Below are 16,071 nucleotides of genomic sequence, written 5' to 3'. Positions count from 1 at the left end.
AAAGGGCTTTGACATGCGCATTGTTCTCGCCGCCGCCTTCTCCTTGATTGTGACCTTACCCGTGATCGTCCAAGCCCAAAGTGCCACCGATCTGGGCCGTATGGCGGTGCAGACTGCCTCGCCCGCCTTCACCGACCAGGACCGCCGCGAGATCGACGACTGGCTGCGCCTGGGCCGACGCATCCTGACCGGCGACGACGACCACAAAAGCAAGAAGATGCCGCCCGGCTTGGCCAAGCGCGACCATCTGCCGCCAGGACTGGCCAAACGCGACACCCTGCCGCCAGGGCTGGCCAAGCGTGATTTGCCCGGCGACCTGGAGCGCCGACTGTCACGGCTGCCCAAGGGCTATGGCCGCAAGACCGTGGGCGACGACATCATCCTGATCGAGGAAGCCACGGGCATCATCTTTGATATCCTGAAGGGTGCGGCGCGGCGGTAGAGAAACCCTACACCCCCCATTGTTGAAATCGGACCGCCCCGCGGGGTAGGGTCTGTCTTGTTCAGTTTTATTGGAAAGAACCCTGATGCGACGCGACCTTACGGCCAAGTACGACCTGCGTGTTCCCCGTTACACCTCGTACCCGACGGCGCCGCATTTCCATCCGGGCATCGGCCCGGACCAATACGGCAAATGGCTGAGCCAGCTTGACCCGGCGACCGAATTGTCGCTGTATCTGCATATCGCCTATTGCGCGGAAATGTGCTGGTTCTGCGGTTGCCACACCAAGATCACCCGCAAATACGCCCCCGTCGCCACCTATCTAGAAGCCCTGCTGGCCGAGGTGGAACTGGTGGCCAAGCACCTGCCGGCCAAGATGGCGGCCCGCCACGTGCATTTCGGCGGCGGCAGCCCGACCATCCTGACGCCCGAGGATTTCGTCCGCACCGTCGAGACCCTGCGCCAGCACTTCATCTTGAAGCCCGACGCCGAAATCGCCGTCGAACTCGACCCGCGCACGGCGGATGAAACCTATGTCCAGGCCATGGCCAGCGTCGGCGTGACCCGCGCCTCCATCGGCGTGCAGGATTTCGACCCCAAGGTGCAGGAAGCCATCAACCGCATCCAGCCCTATGACGTCACCGCCAATGTCATCGAATGGCTGCGCCGGCATGGCGTGCCGGAAATCAATCTGGATCTGGTCTATGGCCTGCCTTACCAGACCGTCGACGGCCTGCTCGACACCATCGACAAGGCCCATGGCTTCAAGCCCCGGCGCATCGCCCTGTTCGGCTATGCCCATGTGCCGTGGATGAAGAAGCACCAGCGCCTGATCCCGGAAGCCGCCCTGCCCGACACCGACACCCGCTGGGACCAGTACGAATTGGGGACCAAGCGGCTGGAGGATCTGGGCTATGTGAAGATCGGCCTCGACCACTTCGCCGCCCCCGACGACCCGCTGGCCATCGCGCTCAACGAAAAGCGGCTGCACCGCAATTTCCAGGGCTACACCACCGACAGCGCCGATGTGCTGGTCGGCCTGGGCGCCTCGGGGATCGGCTCGCTGCCCCAAGGCTACGTCGCCAATGTGGGCGAAACCCACCATTATCTCGACGCCATCCGCGCCGGGCGGCTGGCCACCTCACGCGGGGTGGCCATGGATGCCGACGACCATCTGCGCCGCGATCTGATCATGAGCCTGATGTGCGACCTGGAACTGGACGTGGACGCGGTCTGTGCCCGCCACAACGCCGACCCGGCGCAATTCGACGACGATCTGGTCAAGCTGGCGCCGATGATGGAAGACGGGCTGGCCCGATTGAACGGGCGCCACATCGTCATGACCGATGACGGTCGCACCCTGGTGCGCGCCGCCGCCGCCATTTTCGACAAATATCTGAAGAAAGGCGAACAGCGCCACTCGAAGGCGGTGTGATTACCTACCCGCGCCCACTGCGCGCGGGTGGAAAATCCCCCACCCATGTCATTTTTCCGCCCTCCCCACCCGGGTGTTCCGAGTTTTCTTGTCCCCTGCCATCTTGTGGTCAATAACGCCATCAACAAGATGTCAGAGGGAACGATCAAATGGACCAGTCCAAGCGCTATTGCAACCTGGCCCTTAACGAAGCCGAGCTGATGGCCCAGGGCCGTCATGTCTTGTGCGCCTATATCTTCAAGCCCAAGGCCGGCTACGAACCCATCGCCACCGCCGCCCATTTCGCCGCCGAATCCTCGACCGGCACCAATGTGGAGGTGTGCACCACCGACGATTTCACCCGCGGCGTCGACGCCCTGGTCTATGAGGTGACCGAGCAGGCGAACGGCGATCATCTGATGAAGATCGCCTATCCCAACGACCTGTTCGACCGCAACCTGATCGACGGTCGGGCCATGATCGTGTCGTTCCTGACCCTGACCATCGGCAACAACCAGGGCATGAGCGACGTCGAATACGCCAAGATGCACGATTTCTGGGTGCCGCCGGCCATGCTGCAATTGTTCGACGGCCCGGCCATGAACATCGCCGATATGTGGCGGGTGTTGGGCCGTCCCCAGGTCAATGGCGGCATGGTGGTCGGCACCATCATCAAGCCCAAGCTGGGCCTGCGGCCCAAGCCGTTCGCCGATGCCTGCCATCAGTTCTGGCTGGGCGGCGACTTCATCAAGAACGACGAGCCCCAGGGCAATCAGGTCTTCGCCCCCATGCGCGAAGTGATCCCGCTGGTGGCCGACGCCCTGCGCCGGGCCCAGGACGAAACCGGCGAGGCCAAGCTGTTTTCCGCCAACATCACCGCCGATGACCCGTTCGAGATGATCAAGCGCGGCGAGATGATCCTGGAAACCTTCGGCGAAAACGCCAACCGCGTCGCCTTCCTGGTCGATGGCTATGTGGGCGGCCCCTCCGCCATCACCCTGGCCCGACGCTATTTCCCCAATCAGTTCCTGCATTACCACCGTGCCGGCCACGGCGCCGTCACCTCGAAACAGTCCAAGCGCGGCTATTCGGTGCTGACCCACATGAAGATGGCCCGCCTGCAAGGGGCGTCGGGCATCCATACCGGCACCATGGGCTATGGCAAGATGGAAGGCGACAAGGACGAGAAGATGGTCGCCTACATGCTGGAACGCGATGTCGCCGACGGCCTGTACTTCCGCCAGGACTGGCAGGGCATCAAGGCGACGACGCCGATCATCTCGGGCGGCATGAATGCTTTGCGGCTGCCCGGCTTTTTCGACAATCTGGGCCATTCCAACGTCATCCAGACCTCGGGCGGCGGCGCCTTCGGCCACAAGGCCGGCGGCACGGTGGGGGCGAAATCCCTGCGCCTGGCGCACGAAGCCTGGGTGCGCGGCATCAATCTGGTGGATTTCGCCCAGGAACACCCCGAGTTGAAAGGCGCCTTTGAAAGCTTCCCCCAGGATGCCGACGCGCTGTATCCGGGCTGGCGCGACAAACTGAAGGTGCGCTAGAGCGGCAAATAAAAATGGGGTAAGGGAAGAGCGGGCGGCCCACAAGCCCGCCCCCTGCTCCGATCAGGAGAGAGAGGAAGGCCCGTATCATGTCCAGGAAGCATCCCATCATCGCCGTCACCGGATCATCCGGGGCCGGTACTTCCACCGTCAAGGAAGCCTTTGAACACATGTTCCGGCGCGAAGGCATCAAGCCGGCCATCGTCGAGGGCGATAGCTTCCACCGCTATAACCGGGTGGACATGAAGAAAACCATGGCCGAGGCGGAAAAGGCCGGAAACCGTACCTTTTCCCATTTCGGCCCCACCGCCAACCTGTTCGGCGAACTCGAGGAATTGTTCCAGCGTTATGGCGATACCGGACGCGGAAGACGCCGCTTCTATGTCCATAACGACGAGGAAGCGACCCGCTTCGCCCAGCACAACGTCAAATCAGGCGAGTTCACCCCCTGGGAAGACGTGCCGGAAAACACCGATTTGTTATTCTATGAAGGTCTGCATGGCTGCATCGTCACCAAGGAAAACAATGTCGCCCAACATGCCGACCTGAAAATCGGCGTGGTGCCGGTGCTGAACCTGGAATGGATTCAGAAAATCCACCGCGACACCCATATGCGCGGCTATTCGGAAGAGGCGGTGATGGAAACCATCCTGCGCCGCATGCACGATTACGTGCACTTCATCGTGCCGCAATTCAAGCTGACCGATATCAACTTCCAGCGTGTGCCCATCGTCGACACCTCGGACCCGATCATCGCCCGCGACATCCCGTCCGCCGATGAAAGCTTGGTGGTGATCCGCTTCAGGAAGCCCGACCGTTTCCGCGTCGACTTCCCCTTCCTGTTGCAGATGATCAAGGATTCGTGGATGAGCCGCCGCAACACCATCGTCGTCCCCGGCGGCAAGATGGGTTTGGCCATGGAATTGATCCTTACCCCGATCCTTCGCCGGATCATGGAGGACAGGAAGTCCCTGATGGGCTGAATGTCCGCCTGACCCGACGGGGGAGTCGCACTACCGGCGTCCTGGGCCACCAGGACGCCGGATTTTTAATTGCCTGTTCTTGATCACACCAGCCGGACCGCGCCTTCCAGAACCAGGCGACGGACCAGAGCCACCGACCCGGCCTCGTCCAGGCCGGGCAGTTCCCCCACCCGGAACCGAGTGCCTTTCACGGCATGGGCCAGGGCTGGAGCCGCAAAGTCCGGAACCGTGATGGTGCGACCGAAACAGGCCAAGCTGGCGCGGCCTTCGCTTTCCGTCAGGCTGTAAAGCAGGTTGGGGACCGGCTCGGCACTGTCCGCCGCCGAGATCTGCGACAGGCCATCAAGCCGGGTAACCGAATTCTCAAGATAAGGGCGGCGACGGGCCTGCAATGCCCCCCGGTAGACATCGAGGATGCTTTCCACATCGATATTTTCCGCCACCCGGTTGAGAAGCGAGGCGAAGGTTTGACGTGCCGCCTGAGCGTCATACCCTGGCAAGGCGTAGCCCGCCGGCAGATTACGGCGCAATTCCACATCGGTTAACGCCGCCGCCGCCACCGCCTCCAGCAGAACCTCGGCCCAACTGGTGGTCAGGGCGCCAAGAGTGATGTGCAAAGAGACTTCATCCGAGGTGCGGGCACCGTGCATGACGCCGCGAGGGATGTAAAGAAGGTCGCCCGGTTCCAGGTCGAACTCCATGGTGACATCACCGGGCTCGTACAGGCCCGCCTCAAAGCCTTGGCCGCGCAGCGGCAGTTCGACGGGGGTGTCGTTGACCAGCCAGTGCTTTCGCCCCGCGACCTGAAAAACAAAGACATCGTGGGAATCGTAATGGGGCTTGAAACCCTGGGCCAGGCGCGGGGTGTAATAAATATTGGTCTGGCAGGGAATACTCAGAACCTGCTCGAAGGCGCGGCAGATTTCCGCCAGCGGACGCACCTTCAGGTTCAGGGTGTTGAGGATGATGGTGAAGCCGTCCGTGAACAGCCGCGATAGCGACGCCGCATTGATGAAGCCGTCTTTGTCGGCGTATTCCTCCACCGCTAGGGGGTCGGTCCCCCTGGCGACGCGGATATCGCGGCGGTGCAGGCCGGGCATGGCCAGAACCTGATCGATGGCCTGGACGGACAGAAGGTCGCGATAGAAGCCCGGCGCGGCCCGCTTGACCAAAAGCGGCTTCTTCTCCCAGTACTCCGCCAAAAACTCATGGGGCGTGATCGGCGCAATCGCCCCCTTGAAACTCAATTCCTGCATTTCCCCCCCCCGGAAAAAAAAGAGGGGCTAAAAGCCCCCCTTCGCATCTCGTCGACTTAGTCTTGGTCGGTCTGCTCGCGATGGTCGCCATTGGGCGGGCTGGGATCGTTGTCGGTCTGTTCGGCCCGATCAGAGCGGGCGGCGGCCTCGCGGCTGCCCAGGCCGATGGTCGCGGCGGCGGCCACGATCAGGCCGGTGCGAGCGAGAAAAGAGCGACGGCTCGACGACGGCTCCGCCGTGATTTCCTCGGTGGTCAAGGTACGCTTATCAGTCATTATGCCCCCACTTAAGTATGTAATATGCGGTTTGGATGGTATTTTGAATTGATCCAGACTGCAAATAAAAAGTATCCATCCGGTGAAGGACGCAGGGGGGGGGCGGCGTCAGGCGGCGACGGCGGAGGCCGGGTTGGCGTTCCGCCAGTTCCAGGGCAGGAGTTCGTCGATGCGGCTGGCGGGGTGACCCGCGATCCGTGCAAGGACATCGGCCAGCCAGGCTTGCGGATCGATGTCGTTCATCTTGGCTGTGACGATGAGGCTGTACATGGAGGCGGCACGCTGTCCACCGCGGTCGGACCCGGCGAAGAGCCAGGACTTCCGGCCGAGCGCGATGCCACGAAGGGCGCGTTCGGCGGAATTGTTGGTCATGCAGACGCGGCCGTCGTCGAGGAAGCGGGTGAAGGCGGGCCAGCGTTTCAGCATGTAGTCCATGGCCTTGGCAAGATCGTTGCCTCGCGACAGACCGGCGCGCTTCTCCGTCAGCCATCGTTCCAGGTCGGCGACCAGGGGGGCGCTGAGCTCCTGGCGGATCGCCCGCCGCCGGTCGGCGTCCTGGCCGCTGATGGCGCGCTCGATCTCGAACAGGGCGTCGATGCGCCGGACCGCCTCCAGCGCCAGGGGCGAGATCACCGAGGCAGCCCGGCCCTCGGCCTTGCGGCGGGCATTGGCCGCCAGGTCGGCTAGGGCGAAGAACGGACGCCTCGCATGCGCCCAGCAGGCGGCCTCCAGGATTGGCCCGGGTTTTCGGTCGGGCAGGTAGAGTGCGCCATAGCCCCCATAGGCGTCCGCCTGGAGCAGCCCGGCATACCCAGCGAGATGGGCCTGGGGGTGTTCACCTCTCCGGTCGCGCGAATAGTAGAACATGGCCGCCGGTGGTGCCGGTCCGCCGAAGGGGCGGTCGTCGCGGACATAGACCCAACATCGGCCGGTGTCGGTCTTGCCCTTCGCCAGGACGGGCACCGTGGTGTCGTCGCCATGCAGACGCGCGGCGGCAAACACATGGGCCTCGATGCGCCGGATCAACGGCTCCAGGGCGGCGCAGCCGGCGCCCACCTGGTCGGCCAGCGTGGACAGGCTGAGCGGCACACCCTCCTTGGCATAGCGCTCGGCCTGGCGGTTCAGCGGCTGGTGCTGCCCGAACTTCTCGAACAGGATCATGGCCAGCAGGCTGGGGCCGGCCCAGCCGCGCGGGGTCACATGGAAGGGCGCCGGCGCCTGGCTGATCTTCTCGCAGTCCCGGCAGCTGAACTTCTCGCGGACCCGCTGGATGACCTTCCACTGGCGCGGGATCACCTCCAGGGTCTCGGTGACGTCCTCGCCGATCTTGCGCAGACGGTCACCGCCGCAGCAGGAGCAGGCCGACGGAGCCGGCTCGACCACCCGCTCGCGCGGCAAATGCTCGGGAAACGGCTTGCGGGCAGGCCGGTTGCGGGTGAAGGCCGCCACGTTGGTGGTGCGCGCCGCGGCCTTCTCGGCGGTGATCTCGTCCTCGGTGGCCGCCGCCGCCAGTTCCTCGAACGCCAGCTCCATCTGGTCGATCAGGCGGGCCGAGCGTTCCGCCTGGGGGCCGTAGAGTTCGCGCTTCAGTTTCTCGATCTGCAGCTTCTGGTGCGCGATCAGCGCCTGGTCCTCGGCGGCCCTGGCGCGCGCGACCGCCAGCTCCGCCCTCAGGGCGTCGATGTCGTCTGTCGGGGTCTCGCGGCCGATTTCCATGCCCCAATGGAATCATAAAACCCGGCCGCTGACTCGCTAAAAATGTGGGTTTCCGCCCTATCCGGCACTTCGCGGGCGGAAGGTGTGGCGCGGGTTGCGCCAGTCGATCCCGTCGAGCATGTAGGCCAGTTGGGCCGACGAGATCGCCACCACGCCGTCAGCCGGAGAGGGCCAGATGAACCGCCCCTTCTCCAGGCGCTTGGCGTACAGCGACATGCCCAGGCCGTCGTGCCAAAGGACCTTGATCAGATCCCCCCGAGCACCCCGGAAAACGAACAGGTCACCGGCGTGGGGATCGCGGCCGAGCGCCTCCTGCACCTGCAGCGCCAAGCCGTTCATGCCGCGCCGCATGTCCGTCCGCCCGACCGCCAGCCAGACCCGGACGCCCGTCGGAACCGGGATCATCGCCGCTCCAGCACGTCCAAGACCCGGCACAGCAGCTGGGCACCGACACCATCGCCGACACGGACACGGTAGCCACCAGCCAGATCGATCTCCACCACGCCGGCAGAAGAAGAGGCTTCCTTCCGCCCGGAGGCCGCCATGTCCTCGGCCACCACCACCGGCACCATATGGGCCGGCACCGTCTCGCCCTGTTGTCCCCCGAAACGCTTGCGCCAAGTGAAAACCTGATTGTCGTTGACCCCGTACCGCCGCGCCACCCCGGCCACAGAGGCCCCGGGCTCGTAGGTCGCCGCGACGATCTCCCGCTTCAGATCCTCAGGCCAAGAACGGTTCCGCCGCCGCCCGGTCGAGTTTCTGTCCATAAATGAATCCGTGGACACTTCCGCCAACTTCAACGCCAATCAGGCGATCAGCTTCGCCGAAGCTCACCCGGCCGGGAAGGCGGTCCACGCCGGAGGGATACCACATCTGCGATTGATCCGTTGAAACACACACGCACATTTTTGACCGCACTCGCCCTTGCCGTGCTGGTGTCCCCCGCCCTGCCAGCCCTGGCAGAGGAAACGCTGGGGGATGCCAAACAGGCGGTGAAGGAGGGTGCTCGCGCCGTGGGCGACGCCGCGCGGGAGACCACCAAGGCCATCGGCCACGGCGCCCGCGACGTTACCAAGGCCATCGGCCATGAAACCCGGGATGCCACCAAGGTGGTCGGCCACGAAAGCCGCAGCGCGGTACAAAGCGTGGGCGACGCCATCAAGAACGCCTGGAAAAGCCTGACCGGCTCGGGCGAAGCACAGCCCAAGCCATAAGCCGACACCGCATCGCCGGACATGGACGGACAAACTCCGTCCATGTCGACAACAAATATTGCGCCATTGCCACCATCAGGGTTTACTGACGCCTGTCGATAACAACCATTGCTCAGGCCATCCACCATGAACCGCCATATGCCCGGGCTGGCCTCAGCCTTAAGACATGCCCTTGGCGCGCTGTTCCTGGCCCTTGCCCTGGCACCGATGCCGGTGATGGCGTCTGACCTCGCCGGCCTGCTGCGCGACGCCCGCGCCGCCGGCGACAATGCCCCCGACATCGCCCGCATGACCCTGGTCGAGGCCACCTCGCGCCATCTGCTGCGCATCGAAGGCGACATCGACTTTCCGTTTTCCGTCGGCATCGACCTGCCGCTGGATGCCCAGCCGCGCAGCCTGTCCACCGCCCTGTCGGCGCCGGTGGACGAGACCGGGCGCTATGTGGTCGCCTTCGACGTCGCCTTGGCCAAGGTCTCGCGCAAGGTCCGCGACGTGCAAAGCAAGCTGTCGCGCAAGATCGTCACCATCAACAAGATCGACAACCCGTCCTATATCCGGGCGGTCAAGCAATATGGCAGCTATTCGGCCAAGCTGGAAAAGGTGCCGGGCAATCCCAAGCTGATGCAATTGGCCGAGGAAGCCCGCGCCCGTCTGACCAGCACGCCGCAATTCATCGAGCAGCCGGTCTACGGCGAGTACACCTACAAGCTGGCCGACGTGGAAGCGCGCAAGGTGCTGACGGTCAATTACTACGTCATCGACCGCGTCAACCGCACCTATGTGAAGTCGATCTTCGACGCGGTGGAAAACGAACGCTTCACCGTCGCCTACGACGTGGCGTCATCCGACCCGACCCAAGCCACTTTCAAGGCGGAAATCTTCCGCGAAAAACAATTGCACGACTGGGAGCGCGCGCCCGTCATCATTTCCCTGTCCCAGGTGCTCGACCATGCGGTGGCGCGCGGCGGCCCCAACCAGGCCATGGGTTCGGTCGAGAACCTGCTGGCGCAACTGAGCCAGGACCGCAGCCGCGCCGTCGCCCGCGCCGAAAGCGAGAAATACGACAACCGCCCGCTCAACGACCCGCGCTTCGACAGCGTCGTCGTCATCTACACCAATAACGCCATGGGCAGCGGCTTTTACGTCCGCCCCAACATCGTCATGACCAATTGGCACGTGGTCGAAGACAGTTCCATCATCGAGATGCGCCTGTACGACAAGCGCGAGACCTTCGGCCAGGTGATCGCCAAGGATGTCCGCCTCGATCTGGCCCTGGTCAAGGTGCAAGATCGTGGTCGACCGCTGGAGTTCTTTCGCGGCAAGGAGTTGAGCCCCGGCGACAGCGTCGATGCCATCGGCCACCCGCGCCGGCAGCTTTACACCATCACCCGCGGCGTGGTCAGTGCCGTGCGCAAACAAAAAGCCGACACCAACCCGACGCAAAAGCGTGAGCCGGTGCTGTACGTGCAGACCGACGCCGACATCAATCCGGGCAATTCCGGCGGGCCGTTGTTCAAGGGCGACAAGGTGGTGGGCGTCAATACCTGGGGCATCGGCGAATCGCCGGGCCTCAACTTCTCCGTCCATTATTCCGAAGCCTTGAACTTCCTGAACGATTCCATGAGGGGGGAATAAGCATGTTATTGGATCGGCGCCTGTTCATCGTCGGCGGTACCGCCGCCTTGCTGGGGGCGTGCCAGCGCCGCAATGTCAGCGACATGGTGGTCGATGCCAAGACCGACCGCATGTACGGCATGCGCTCGGACGGAACGGTGTTCACCGACCCGGCCCTGCATCCCAACCGCCGCCTCAAAGTAAGCCTGCGCAACATGTCGGGCGACCCGGTATGGGATCTGGAGGACACACGCGAGCAATTGTACCAGGGCTATACCGCCAAGGGCTACGAACGCTCCGACGGCAATGATTTCGGCCTCAAGATCGATCTCAACGTCATCCGCAGCCAGCAATACGACCGCGACATGATGGCCCAGTACGGCTTTTTGGGTGCCGCCACCGGCCCGGTGGCCGGGGCCGTCGGCGGCGCCTTGATCGGCGGCACCCCCAGTGCGGCCGCCGTCGGCGCCGGGGCCGGCATGGCGACAGGGGTATCCCTGGGCACGCTGGCTGGCTATTTCACCGTCGACAACATCTACGTGGTGATCACCGAAGCCATCTTCGCCATCCGCCGCAATGCAACCAAGCCACGCCGCGTCGTCACCTTCGACGGCAGCCCGCGCGTCGAGGAATGGGAAGGCAGCGGCACCGGCAGCTTCAGCCAGGTGCACCGGGTGACCATCGCCAATTACGGCGGCGGTCGCAACATCACCCAGCAGGAAATCGCCGAGGACATCAGAAAACGCCAGATGCGCTCGCTGATCTCTTTGGTGTGATCGCCGGGCCAAATAAAAAGCCCCGCCGTCGCCGGCGGGGCTTTGTTTTTATGTGGGGACCTACATCTGCTCGATGGCCGACAGCACCCAGGTGCCGCCCGCGCCGCGGACGAAGGTCCAGGCCTCGGTGGTTTCGACGGCGTTGCGCGGATCGCCTTCCACCACCTCGTTGTCCGACAACCGCACCACATAGTCGCGGGCCGAGAAGGTGATGATGGCGGTGGCATAATCCATGCCGTTCTCGCTCCAGGTTTCGCTGATGTCGCCCTTCAACAAGGTGACGTCCTCGACCACGTTACGCACGCCATTGGCCTGATCGCGGGCCAGATCCTCGCCGATCCAGCCGGCCACTTCCGGCGTCACCAATTGGCGCAGGGCCACCGGGTTGCCGTCGCTCCAGGCCTTCTGCACCCCTTCGATGATGCGGCTGAACTGATTCTGGTCGTCGTCGCTGACCTCGAATTCCTTGGCCACGCGGTTGCTGTCGCCGTTGCCGGTGGCGCCCGGCATGGCTTCACGTTGATAGGCGGGGGCGCCCATGTCGGCACCGGCAGTCTGGGTACGGCGACGGAACAGACGGAAGCCCATCCAGATCAGGCCGCCGATCAGGGCCACCTGCAACAAGGTGCCGAACATGCTGGCCATGGGGGCGGCGCCCGAGGCGGCAGCCATGGCCGAATTGCTGCCGAACAACATGGAGCCGATACCGGCGCCGATCAGGCCGCCCATGATGCCGCCCATGATCGGGTTGCGCTGGAAGAAGCCGGGCTGCGCCGCCATGGCCGGAGCGGCGGCGGCGGGCATGGCGGCGTTGGGACGCACGGCATTGGGGTTGTACATGGGCTGCTGAGCGCCCGGCTGGGCCACGCCCGGAGCCGGGGTGGCCGGCGGCGGGGTGACGCTGCGCTCCATCGGGCGGTCATAGGTGCGCGACCCGCGCGAGCCCATGCTGCTGCTCTTGCCGGCCCTGGCCCAGGCTTCGGCGCTTAGGGAAAACGCAAGCAGGACGACCAGCAGGCCGGACAGAATGTGATGGCGTTTCATGGTTCCTTCGACCCCCAAAAGATGATGGCGGAGCCCATATAGGTTCCGCCATCATCGATTCAAATATGGATTTGGCGCTCAGGTCGCGCCTTCGTCCTTGCCCTTGATGCGGCTGGCCAGGGACGCAGCCATGAACATGTCGAGGTCGCCGTCCAGCACCGCCTGGGTGTCGGAAGTTTCCACGTTGGTGCGCAGATCCTTGATCATCTGATAGGGCTGCAACACGTAAGAGCGGATCTGGTGGCCCCAGCCGATATCGGTCTTGGTGTCTTCCAGCGCCTGGGCGGCGGCTTCGCGCTTTTGCAGTTCGGCCTCGTACAGGCGGGCGCGCAGCATGTCCCAGGCCCGCGCCCGGTTCTGGTGCTGCGAGCGTTCGGTCTGGCAGGCGACGGCGATGCCGGTGGGGATATGGGTGATGCGCACCGCCGAATCGGTCTTGTTGATGTGCTGACCGCCGGCGCCCGAGGCGCGGTAGGTGTCGATGCGGCAATCGCTTTCGTTGATCTGGATGTCGATGGTGTCATCGACCACCGGATAGACCCAGGCCGAGGCGAAGCTGGTCTGCCGCCGGGCGTTGCTGTCGAAGGGCGAGATACGCACCAGACGGTGGACCCCGGCCTCGGTCTTCAGCCAGCCATAGGCGTTGTGGCCGACGACGCGGATGGTCGCCGACTTGATACCGGCGCCTTCACCGGCGCTTTCTTCGACGAATTCCAGCTTATAGCCGTGCTGTTCGGCCCAGCGACTGTACATACGCAGCAGCATCTCGGCCCAATCCTGGGCCTCGGTGCCGCCGGCGCCGGAATTGATTTCCAGGTAGCAATCGTTGGCATCGGCTTCGCCCGACAGCAGGGTTTCCAACTCCAGCTTGCCGGCCAGGTCCTTGAGGGCGCGCAACTGCGCCTCGGCATCGGCGGCGACATCGGTGTCGCCCTCGGCATCGGCCAGCTCGATCAGGCCCAGCATGTCGTCCAGATCGGCTTCCAGCTTGCGGCAGCCACTGACCTGGGTGTCCAGTTGGGTGCGTTCCCGCATCAGCTTCTGCGCCTTGTCGCCGTCATTCCACAAATTGGGGTCTTCGGCCTGGGCGTTCAGTTCGTCCAGCCGCATCAGGGCGTCGTCCCAGTTCAAGTGGCGCTTGAGCAAGGCGACGGATTTGCAGATGTCGGCGGCCAGCGCTTCGATTTCGGCGCGCAACGGTCGGTTCCTCTCGGTTTCGGGTCAAGCCGGCAGTTTTAGTGAACCACAGGCGTTAATACAAGCCCCCGGGCATGGGCGGCGGCGGGCCGGCGGGCAATTGCGGCAACGGCGACACCAGCCCGTGCGAGGTATCGGTCTCGCTGGGCAGCGGGTTGAAGCTGAAACCGTCGGCGCCCTCGCCTTCCAGCACGTCTTCCTGATCCGACGGCAGGCGGTCGCCCGACTTGAAGGCCTCCCAGATGGCCTTGGCTTCACCCGGATTGGCCGGGCGCCCGGTGGCCGGGTCGACGCGGACCATGCGCACCCCCGGCGGCACACGGAACGGCGTTGCCGGCTGGCTCTTCAGCGCCTCCATCATGAAGTCGCGGAAGATGGGGGCGGCGACCGAGCCGCCGGTTTCCTTGTCGCCCAGGCTGTGCGGCTCGTCGAAGCCGACGAACACGCCCACCGCCAGATCGGGCGAGAAACCGACGAACCACGTATCCAGGCTGTCATTGGAGGTGCCGGTTTTGCCGGCCAGCGGCTTGCCGACGGCGGCGATGGCCCGACCGGTGCCACGCTGGACCACGCCTTCCAGGATCGACACCATCTGATAGGCCGACACCGGATCGACGATCTGCGGGCGGATGTCGGGCAGACGCGGCATTTCCTGCTGCGAATATTGCACCGGCCAGCAGCCCTCGCAGAAGCGCTGGTCGTGGACGAAGACGGTGCGCCCATTGCGGTCTTGGACGCGGTCAACCAGGGTCGGCACGATCTTCTTGCCGCCATTGACCAGCATGGCATAGGCGGCGGTCAGCTTGAGCACGGTGGTTTCGCCGGCCCCCAGACTCATGGCCAATTGGCGCGGCAGCGCGTCGTAGATGCCGAAGCGGTTGGAATAATCGGCGACGCTGTCCATGCCGATGGCCTGGGCCAGACGCACGGTCATCAGGTTGCGCGACTTTTCGATGCCGACCCGCAACGTCGTCGGCCCCAGGAAGTCGCCGCTGTAATTCTTTGGCCGCCACATGGGCAGGCCGGGGCCTTGCGGCAGGGCGATGGGGGCATCCAAGATCAGCGAAGACGGCGTATAGCCGTGTTCCAGCGCCGTCAGATAGATGAACGGCTTGAACGACGAGCCCGGCTGGCGCAACGCCTGACTGGCGCGGTTGAACTGGCTTTTGCCATAGGACCAGCCGCCGACCATGGCCAGCACGCGCCCGGTATGGGGGTCCATGGCCACCAGGGCGCCTTCGATCTTGGGAATCTGGCGCAAACCGTAGGTGCCGGCGGCGGCGGGTTTGCCGTCATCGGTCTTGGCCACGGCTTCCACCAGGATGACGTCGCCGGCCTGCACCACGTCGGCGGGGCGCTTGGGCGCCGGGCCCACATGTTCTTCCTTTTCCCACGGACGGGCCCAGCGCATTTCGCTGAACGGGATGGTGCCGCCGGAGCCATTGGCGAAACCGATCTGGGCGCTGGCATCGCTGGTGGCCAGCACCACCGCCAGTTCCCACGGCTCGCCGCCATTGGGATAGGCAATCGCCGTCAGCCGCTGCTGCCAGCCGCTGCCCGGCTGGATGCGGGCGACCGGACCGCGCCAGCCGTGGCGGCGGTCGTAATTCATCAAGCCCTGGCGCAGCACTTTCGAGCCATGGGCCTGCAATTCGGCATCGACGGTGGAGCGCACCACCAACCCGCCCTTGTACAGGGCGGTTTCACCGTATTTCGCCACCAGATCGCGGCGGATATCCTCGGCGAAGTAATCGGCACCGACAATGGTGGCGGCATCGTCGCGCTTGCGCATGACCAAAGGCTCGGCCAAAGCCGCATCATGCTCGGCCCGGGTGATCTTGCCGTCTTCCAGCATGCGACCGATGACCCAGTCGCGGCGCTCCTTGGCGGCGGCGGCATGGCGGACGGGATGGTAATTGTTGGGTGCCTTGGGCAGGGCGGCCAAATAGGCGGCCTCGGCGATGCTGAGTTCTTCCAGACCACGGTCGAAATAATTGTTGGCGGCGGCGGCGACGCCGTAATTACCCATGCCCAGATAGATTTCGTTCAGATAAAGCTCGAGGATATGATCCTTCGAGAAGGCGCGCTCGATGCGGAAGGCCAGGATGGCTTCCTTGACCTTACGCTCGATGGATACTTCGTTGGTGAGCAGGAAGTTCTTGGCCACCTGCTGGGTGATGGTCGAGGCGCCGACCGGGCGGCGATCCGCCCCCATGCCCTTGTTGCGCAGATTGATCAGAACCGCCCGGGCGACACCGAAAAAATCGACGCCGGGATGTTCATAGAAGCCCTTGTCCTCCGCCGACAGGAAGGAATCCTTGACCCGCTGGGGGATGACGCCGATGGGGACGAAGGCGCGCTTTTCCACCGCGTATTCAGCCACCAGACGGCCATCGCCGCCATAGACGCGGGTGGTGATCGGCGGCTCGTAATGGGCCAGTTGGTGGTAATCGGGCAGCCCCTGGCCGAAATGCCAGAACAGATAGACGGCACCGCCACCGGCGGCGATGGCCAGCAGGATCAACAGGCTGAACAGAATGGTCAGGATTCGCAGCATGGCTTCCAACACAAAGGGGCGCAGCCG

At 64.3% G+C, this 16,071-nt stretch carries 15 protein-coding genes; 7 read left to right on the top strand and 8 right to left on the bottom strand.

Annotation, left to right across the window (positions count from 1 at the left end; all coding sequences use genetic code 11):
- The first annotated feature begins 13 nt into the window (after nucleotides 1-13).
- The 4 genes from MGMSRV2_RS04045 (at nucleotide 14) to MGMSRV2_RS04030 (ending at nucleotide 4,395) form a co-directional block, all read left to right on the top strand.
- Nucleotides 14-442, top strand: coding sequence for an LWamide neuropeptides (fragment) (locus MGMSRV2_RS04045; RefSeq protein WP_024079065.1), 429 nt, complete (start codon nucleotides 14-16; stop codon nucleotides 440-442).
- A gap of 85 nt (nucleotides 443-527) precedes the next feature.
- Nucleotides 528-1,877, top strand: coding sequence for an oxygen-independent coproporphyrinogen III oxidase (gene hemN, locus MGMSRV2_RS04040; protein WP_024079064.1), 1,350 nt, complete (start codon nucleotides 528-530; stop codon nucleotides 1,875-1,877).
- 149 nt (nucleotides 1,878-2,026) lie between these two features.
- Entirely contained in the window at nucleotides 2,027-3,412 is a 1,386-nt protein-coding gene (locus MGMSRV2_RS04035) for a ribulose-bisphosphate carboxylase (RefSeq protein WP_024079063.1), read from the top strand.
- Nucleotides 3,413-3,501: 89 nt separating this feature from the next.
- Nucleotides 3,502-4,395, top strand: a complete 894-nt coding sequence (locus MGMSRV2_RS04030) for a phosphoribulokinase (RefSeq protein WP_024079062.1) — start codon at nucleotides 3,502-3,504, stop codon at nucleotides 4,393-4,395.
- Between the two features lie 83 nt (nucleotides 4,396-4,478).
- Here the strand turns inward: MGMSRV2_RS04030 and MGMSRV2_RS04025 are convergent, their stop codons facing one another.
- The 5 genes from MGMSRV2_RS04025 to tnpA all read right to left on the bottom strand — a co-directional run bounded on the left by MGMSRV2_RS04025 (nucleotide 4,479) and on the right by tnpA (nucleotide 8,409).
- Nucleotides 4,479-5,651 (bottom strand): cupin domain-containing protein, encoded by a 1,173-nt coding sequence (locus MGMSRV2_RS04025; RefSeq protein WP_024079061.1) that lies wholly within the window; start codon nucleotides 5,649-5,651, stop codon nucleotides 4,479-4,481.
- Nucleotides 5,652-5,707: 56 nt separating this feature from the next.
- Nucleotides 5,708-5,926, bottom strand: a complete 219-nt coding sequence (locus MGMSRV2_RS04020) for a twin-arginine translocation signal domain-containing protein (RefSeq protein WP_024079060.1) — start codon at nucleotides 5,924-5,926, stop codon at nucleotides 5,708-5,710.
- Between the two features lie 108 nt (nucleotides 5,927-6,034).
- Entirely contained in the window at nucleotides 6,035-7,642 is a 1,608-nt protein-coding gene (gene tnpC / locus MGMSRV2_RS04015) for an IS66 family transposase (RefSeq protein WP_024079059.1), read from the bottom strand.
- Between the two features lie 57 nt (nucleotides 7,643-7,699).
- Nucleotides 7,700-8,047 carry an IS66 family insertion sequence element accessory protein TnpB gene (tnpB, locus tag MGMSRV2_RS04010; protein WP_024078582.1) on the bottom strand — a complete coding sequence of 116 codons (348 nt, stop codon included), beginning with the start codon at nucleotides 8,045-8,047 and terminating at the stop codon, nucleotides 7,700-7,702.
- Nucleotides 8,044-8,409 (bottom strand): IS66-like element accessory protein TnpA, encoded by a 366-nt coding sequence (gene tnpA, locus MGMSRV2_RS22360; RefSeq protein WP_024079338.1) that lies wholly within the window; start codon nucleotides 8,407-8,409, stop codon nucleotides 8,044-8,046. Before tnpA ends, tnpB begins: the two co-directional genes overlap by 4 nt.
- Nucleotides 8,410-8,550: 141 nt before the next feature.
- Here tnpA and MGMSRV2_RS04000 point away from each other — a divergent pair, with 141 nt between their 5' ends.
- The 3 genes from MGMSRV2_RS04000 (at nucleotide 8,551) to traT (ending at nucleotide 11,246) form a co-directional block, all read left to right on the top strand.
- Complete coding sequence (locus tag MGMSRV2_RS04000) at nucleotides 8,551-8,856, top strand: hypothetical protein (RefSeq protein WP_197538549.1); 306 nt, start codon at nucleotides 8,551-8,553, stop codon at nucleotides 8,854-8,856.
- A gap of 126 nt (nucleotides 8,857-8,982) precedes the next feature.
- Nucleotides 8,983-10,491, top strand: a complete 1,509-nt coding sequence (locus tag MGMSRV2_RS03995; RefSeq protein WP_024079056.1) for a S1C family serine protease — start codon at nucleotides 8,983-8,985, stop codon at nucleotides 10,489-10,491.
- 2 nt (nucleotides 10,492-10,493) lie between these two features.
- Nucleotides 10,494-11,246 (top strand): complement resistance protein TraT, encoded by a 753-nt coding sequence (traT, locus tag MGMSRV2_RS03990; protein ID WP_024079055.1) that lies wholly within the window; start codon nucleotides 10,494-10,496, stop codon nucleotides 11,244-11,246.
- A gap of 60 nt (nucleotides 11,247-11,306) precedes the next feature.
- On the opposite strand, the gene MGMSRV2_RS03985 is transcribed toward traT, so the two are convergent.
- The 3 genes from MGMSRV2_RS03985 to MGMSRV2_RS03975 form a co-directional block, all read right to left on the bottom strand.
- On the bottom strand, nucleotides 11,307-12,290 hold the full coding sequence (locus MGMSRV2_RS03985) for a Tim44 domain-containing protein (RefSeq protein WP_024079054.1): 984 nt from the start codon (nucleotides 12,288-12,290) through the stop codon (nucleotides 11,307-11,309).
- A 78-nt stretch (nucleotides 12,291-12,368) separates the two neighbouring features.
- Nucleotides 12,369-13,487 carry a peptide chain release factor 2 gene (gene prfB, locus MGMSRV2_RS03980; RefSeq protein WP_024079053.1) on the bottom strand — a complete coding sequence of 373 codons (1,119 nt, stop codon included), beginning with the start codon at nucleotides 13,485-13,487 and terminating at the stop codon, nucleotides 12,369-12,371.
- A 55-nt stretch (nucleotides 13,488-13,542) separates the two neighbouring features.
- The gene (locus MGMSRV2_RS03975) at nucleotides 13,543-16,044 is read right to left on the bottom strand and encodes a penicillin-binding protein 1A (protein WP_052589081.1); all 2,502 of its coding nucleotides are present in this window, start codon (nucleotides 16,042-16,044) and stop codon (nucleotides 13,543-13,545) included.
- Between the last annotated feature and the right edge of the window lie 27 nt (nucleotides 16,045-16,071).

This window comes from Magnetospirillum gryphiswaldense MSR-1 v2 (genome assembly GCF_000513295.1).
Taxonomy (GTDB): Bacteria; Pseudomonadota; Alphaproteobacteria; order Rhodospirillales; family Magnetospirillaceae; genus Magnetospirillum; species Magnetospirillum gryphiswaldense.
The sequence above is the reverse complement of the archived record's forward strand: the minus strand, read 5'-3'. Positions and strand labels throughout refer to the sequence as shown.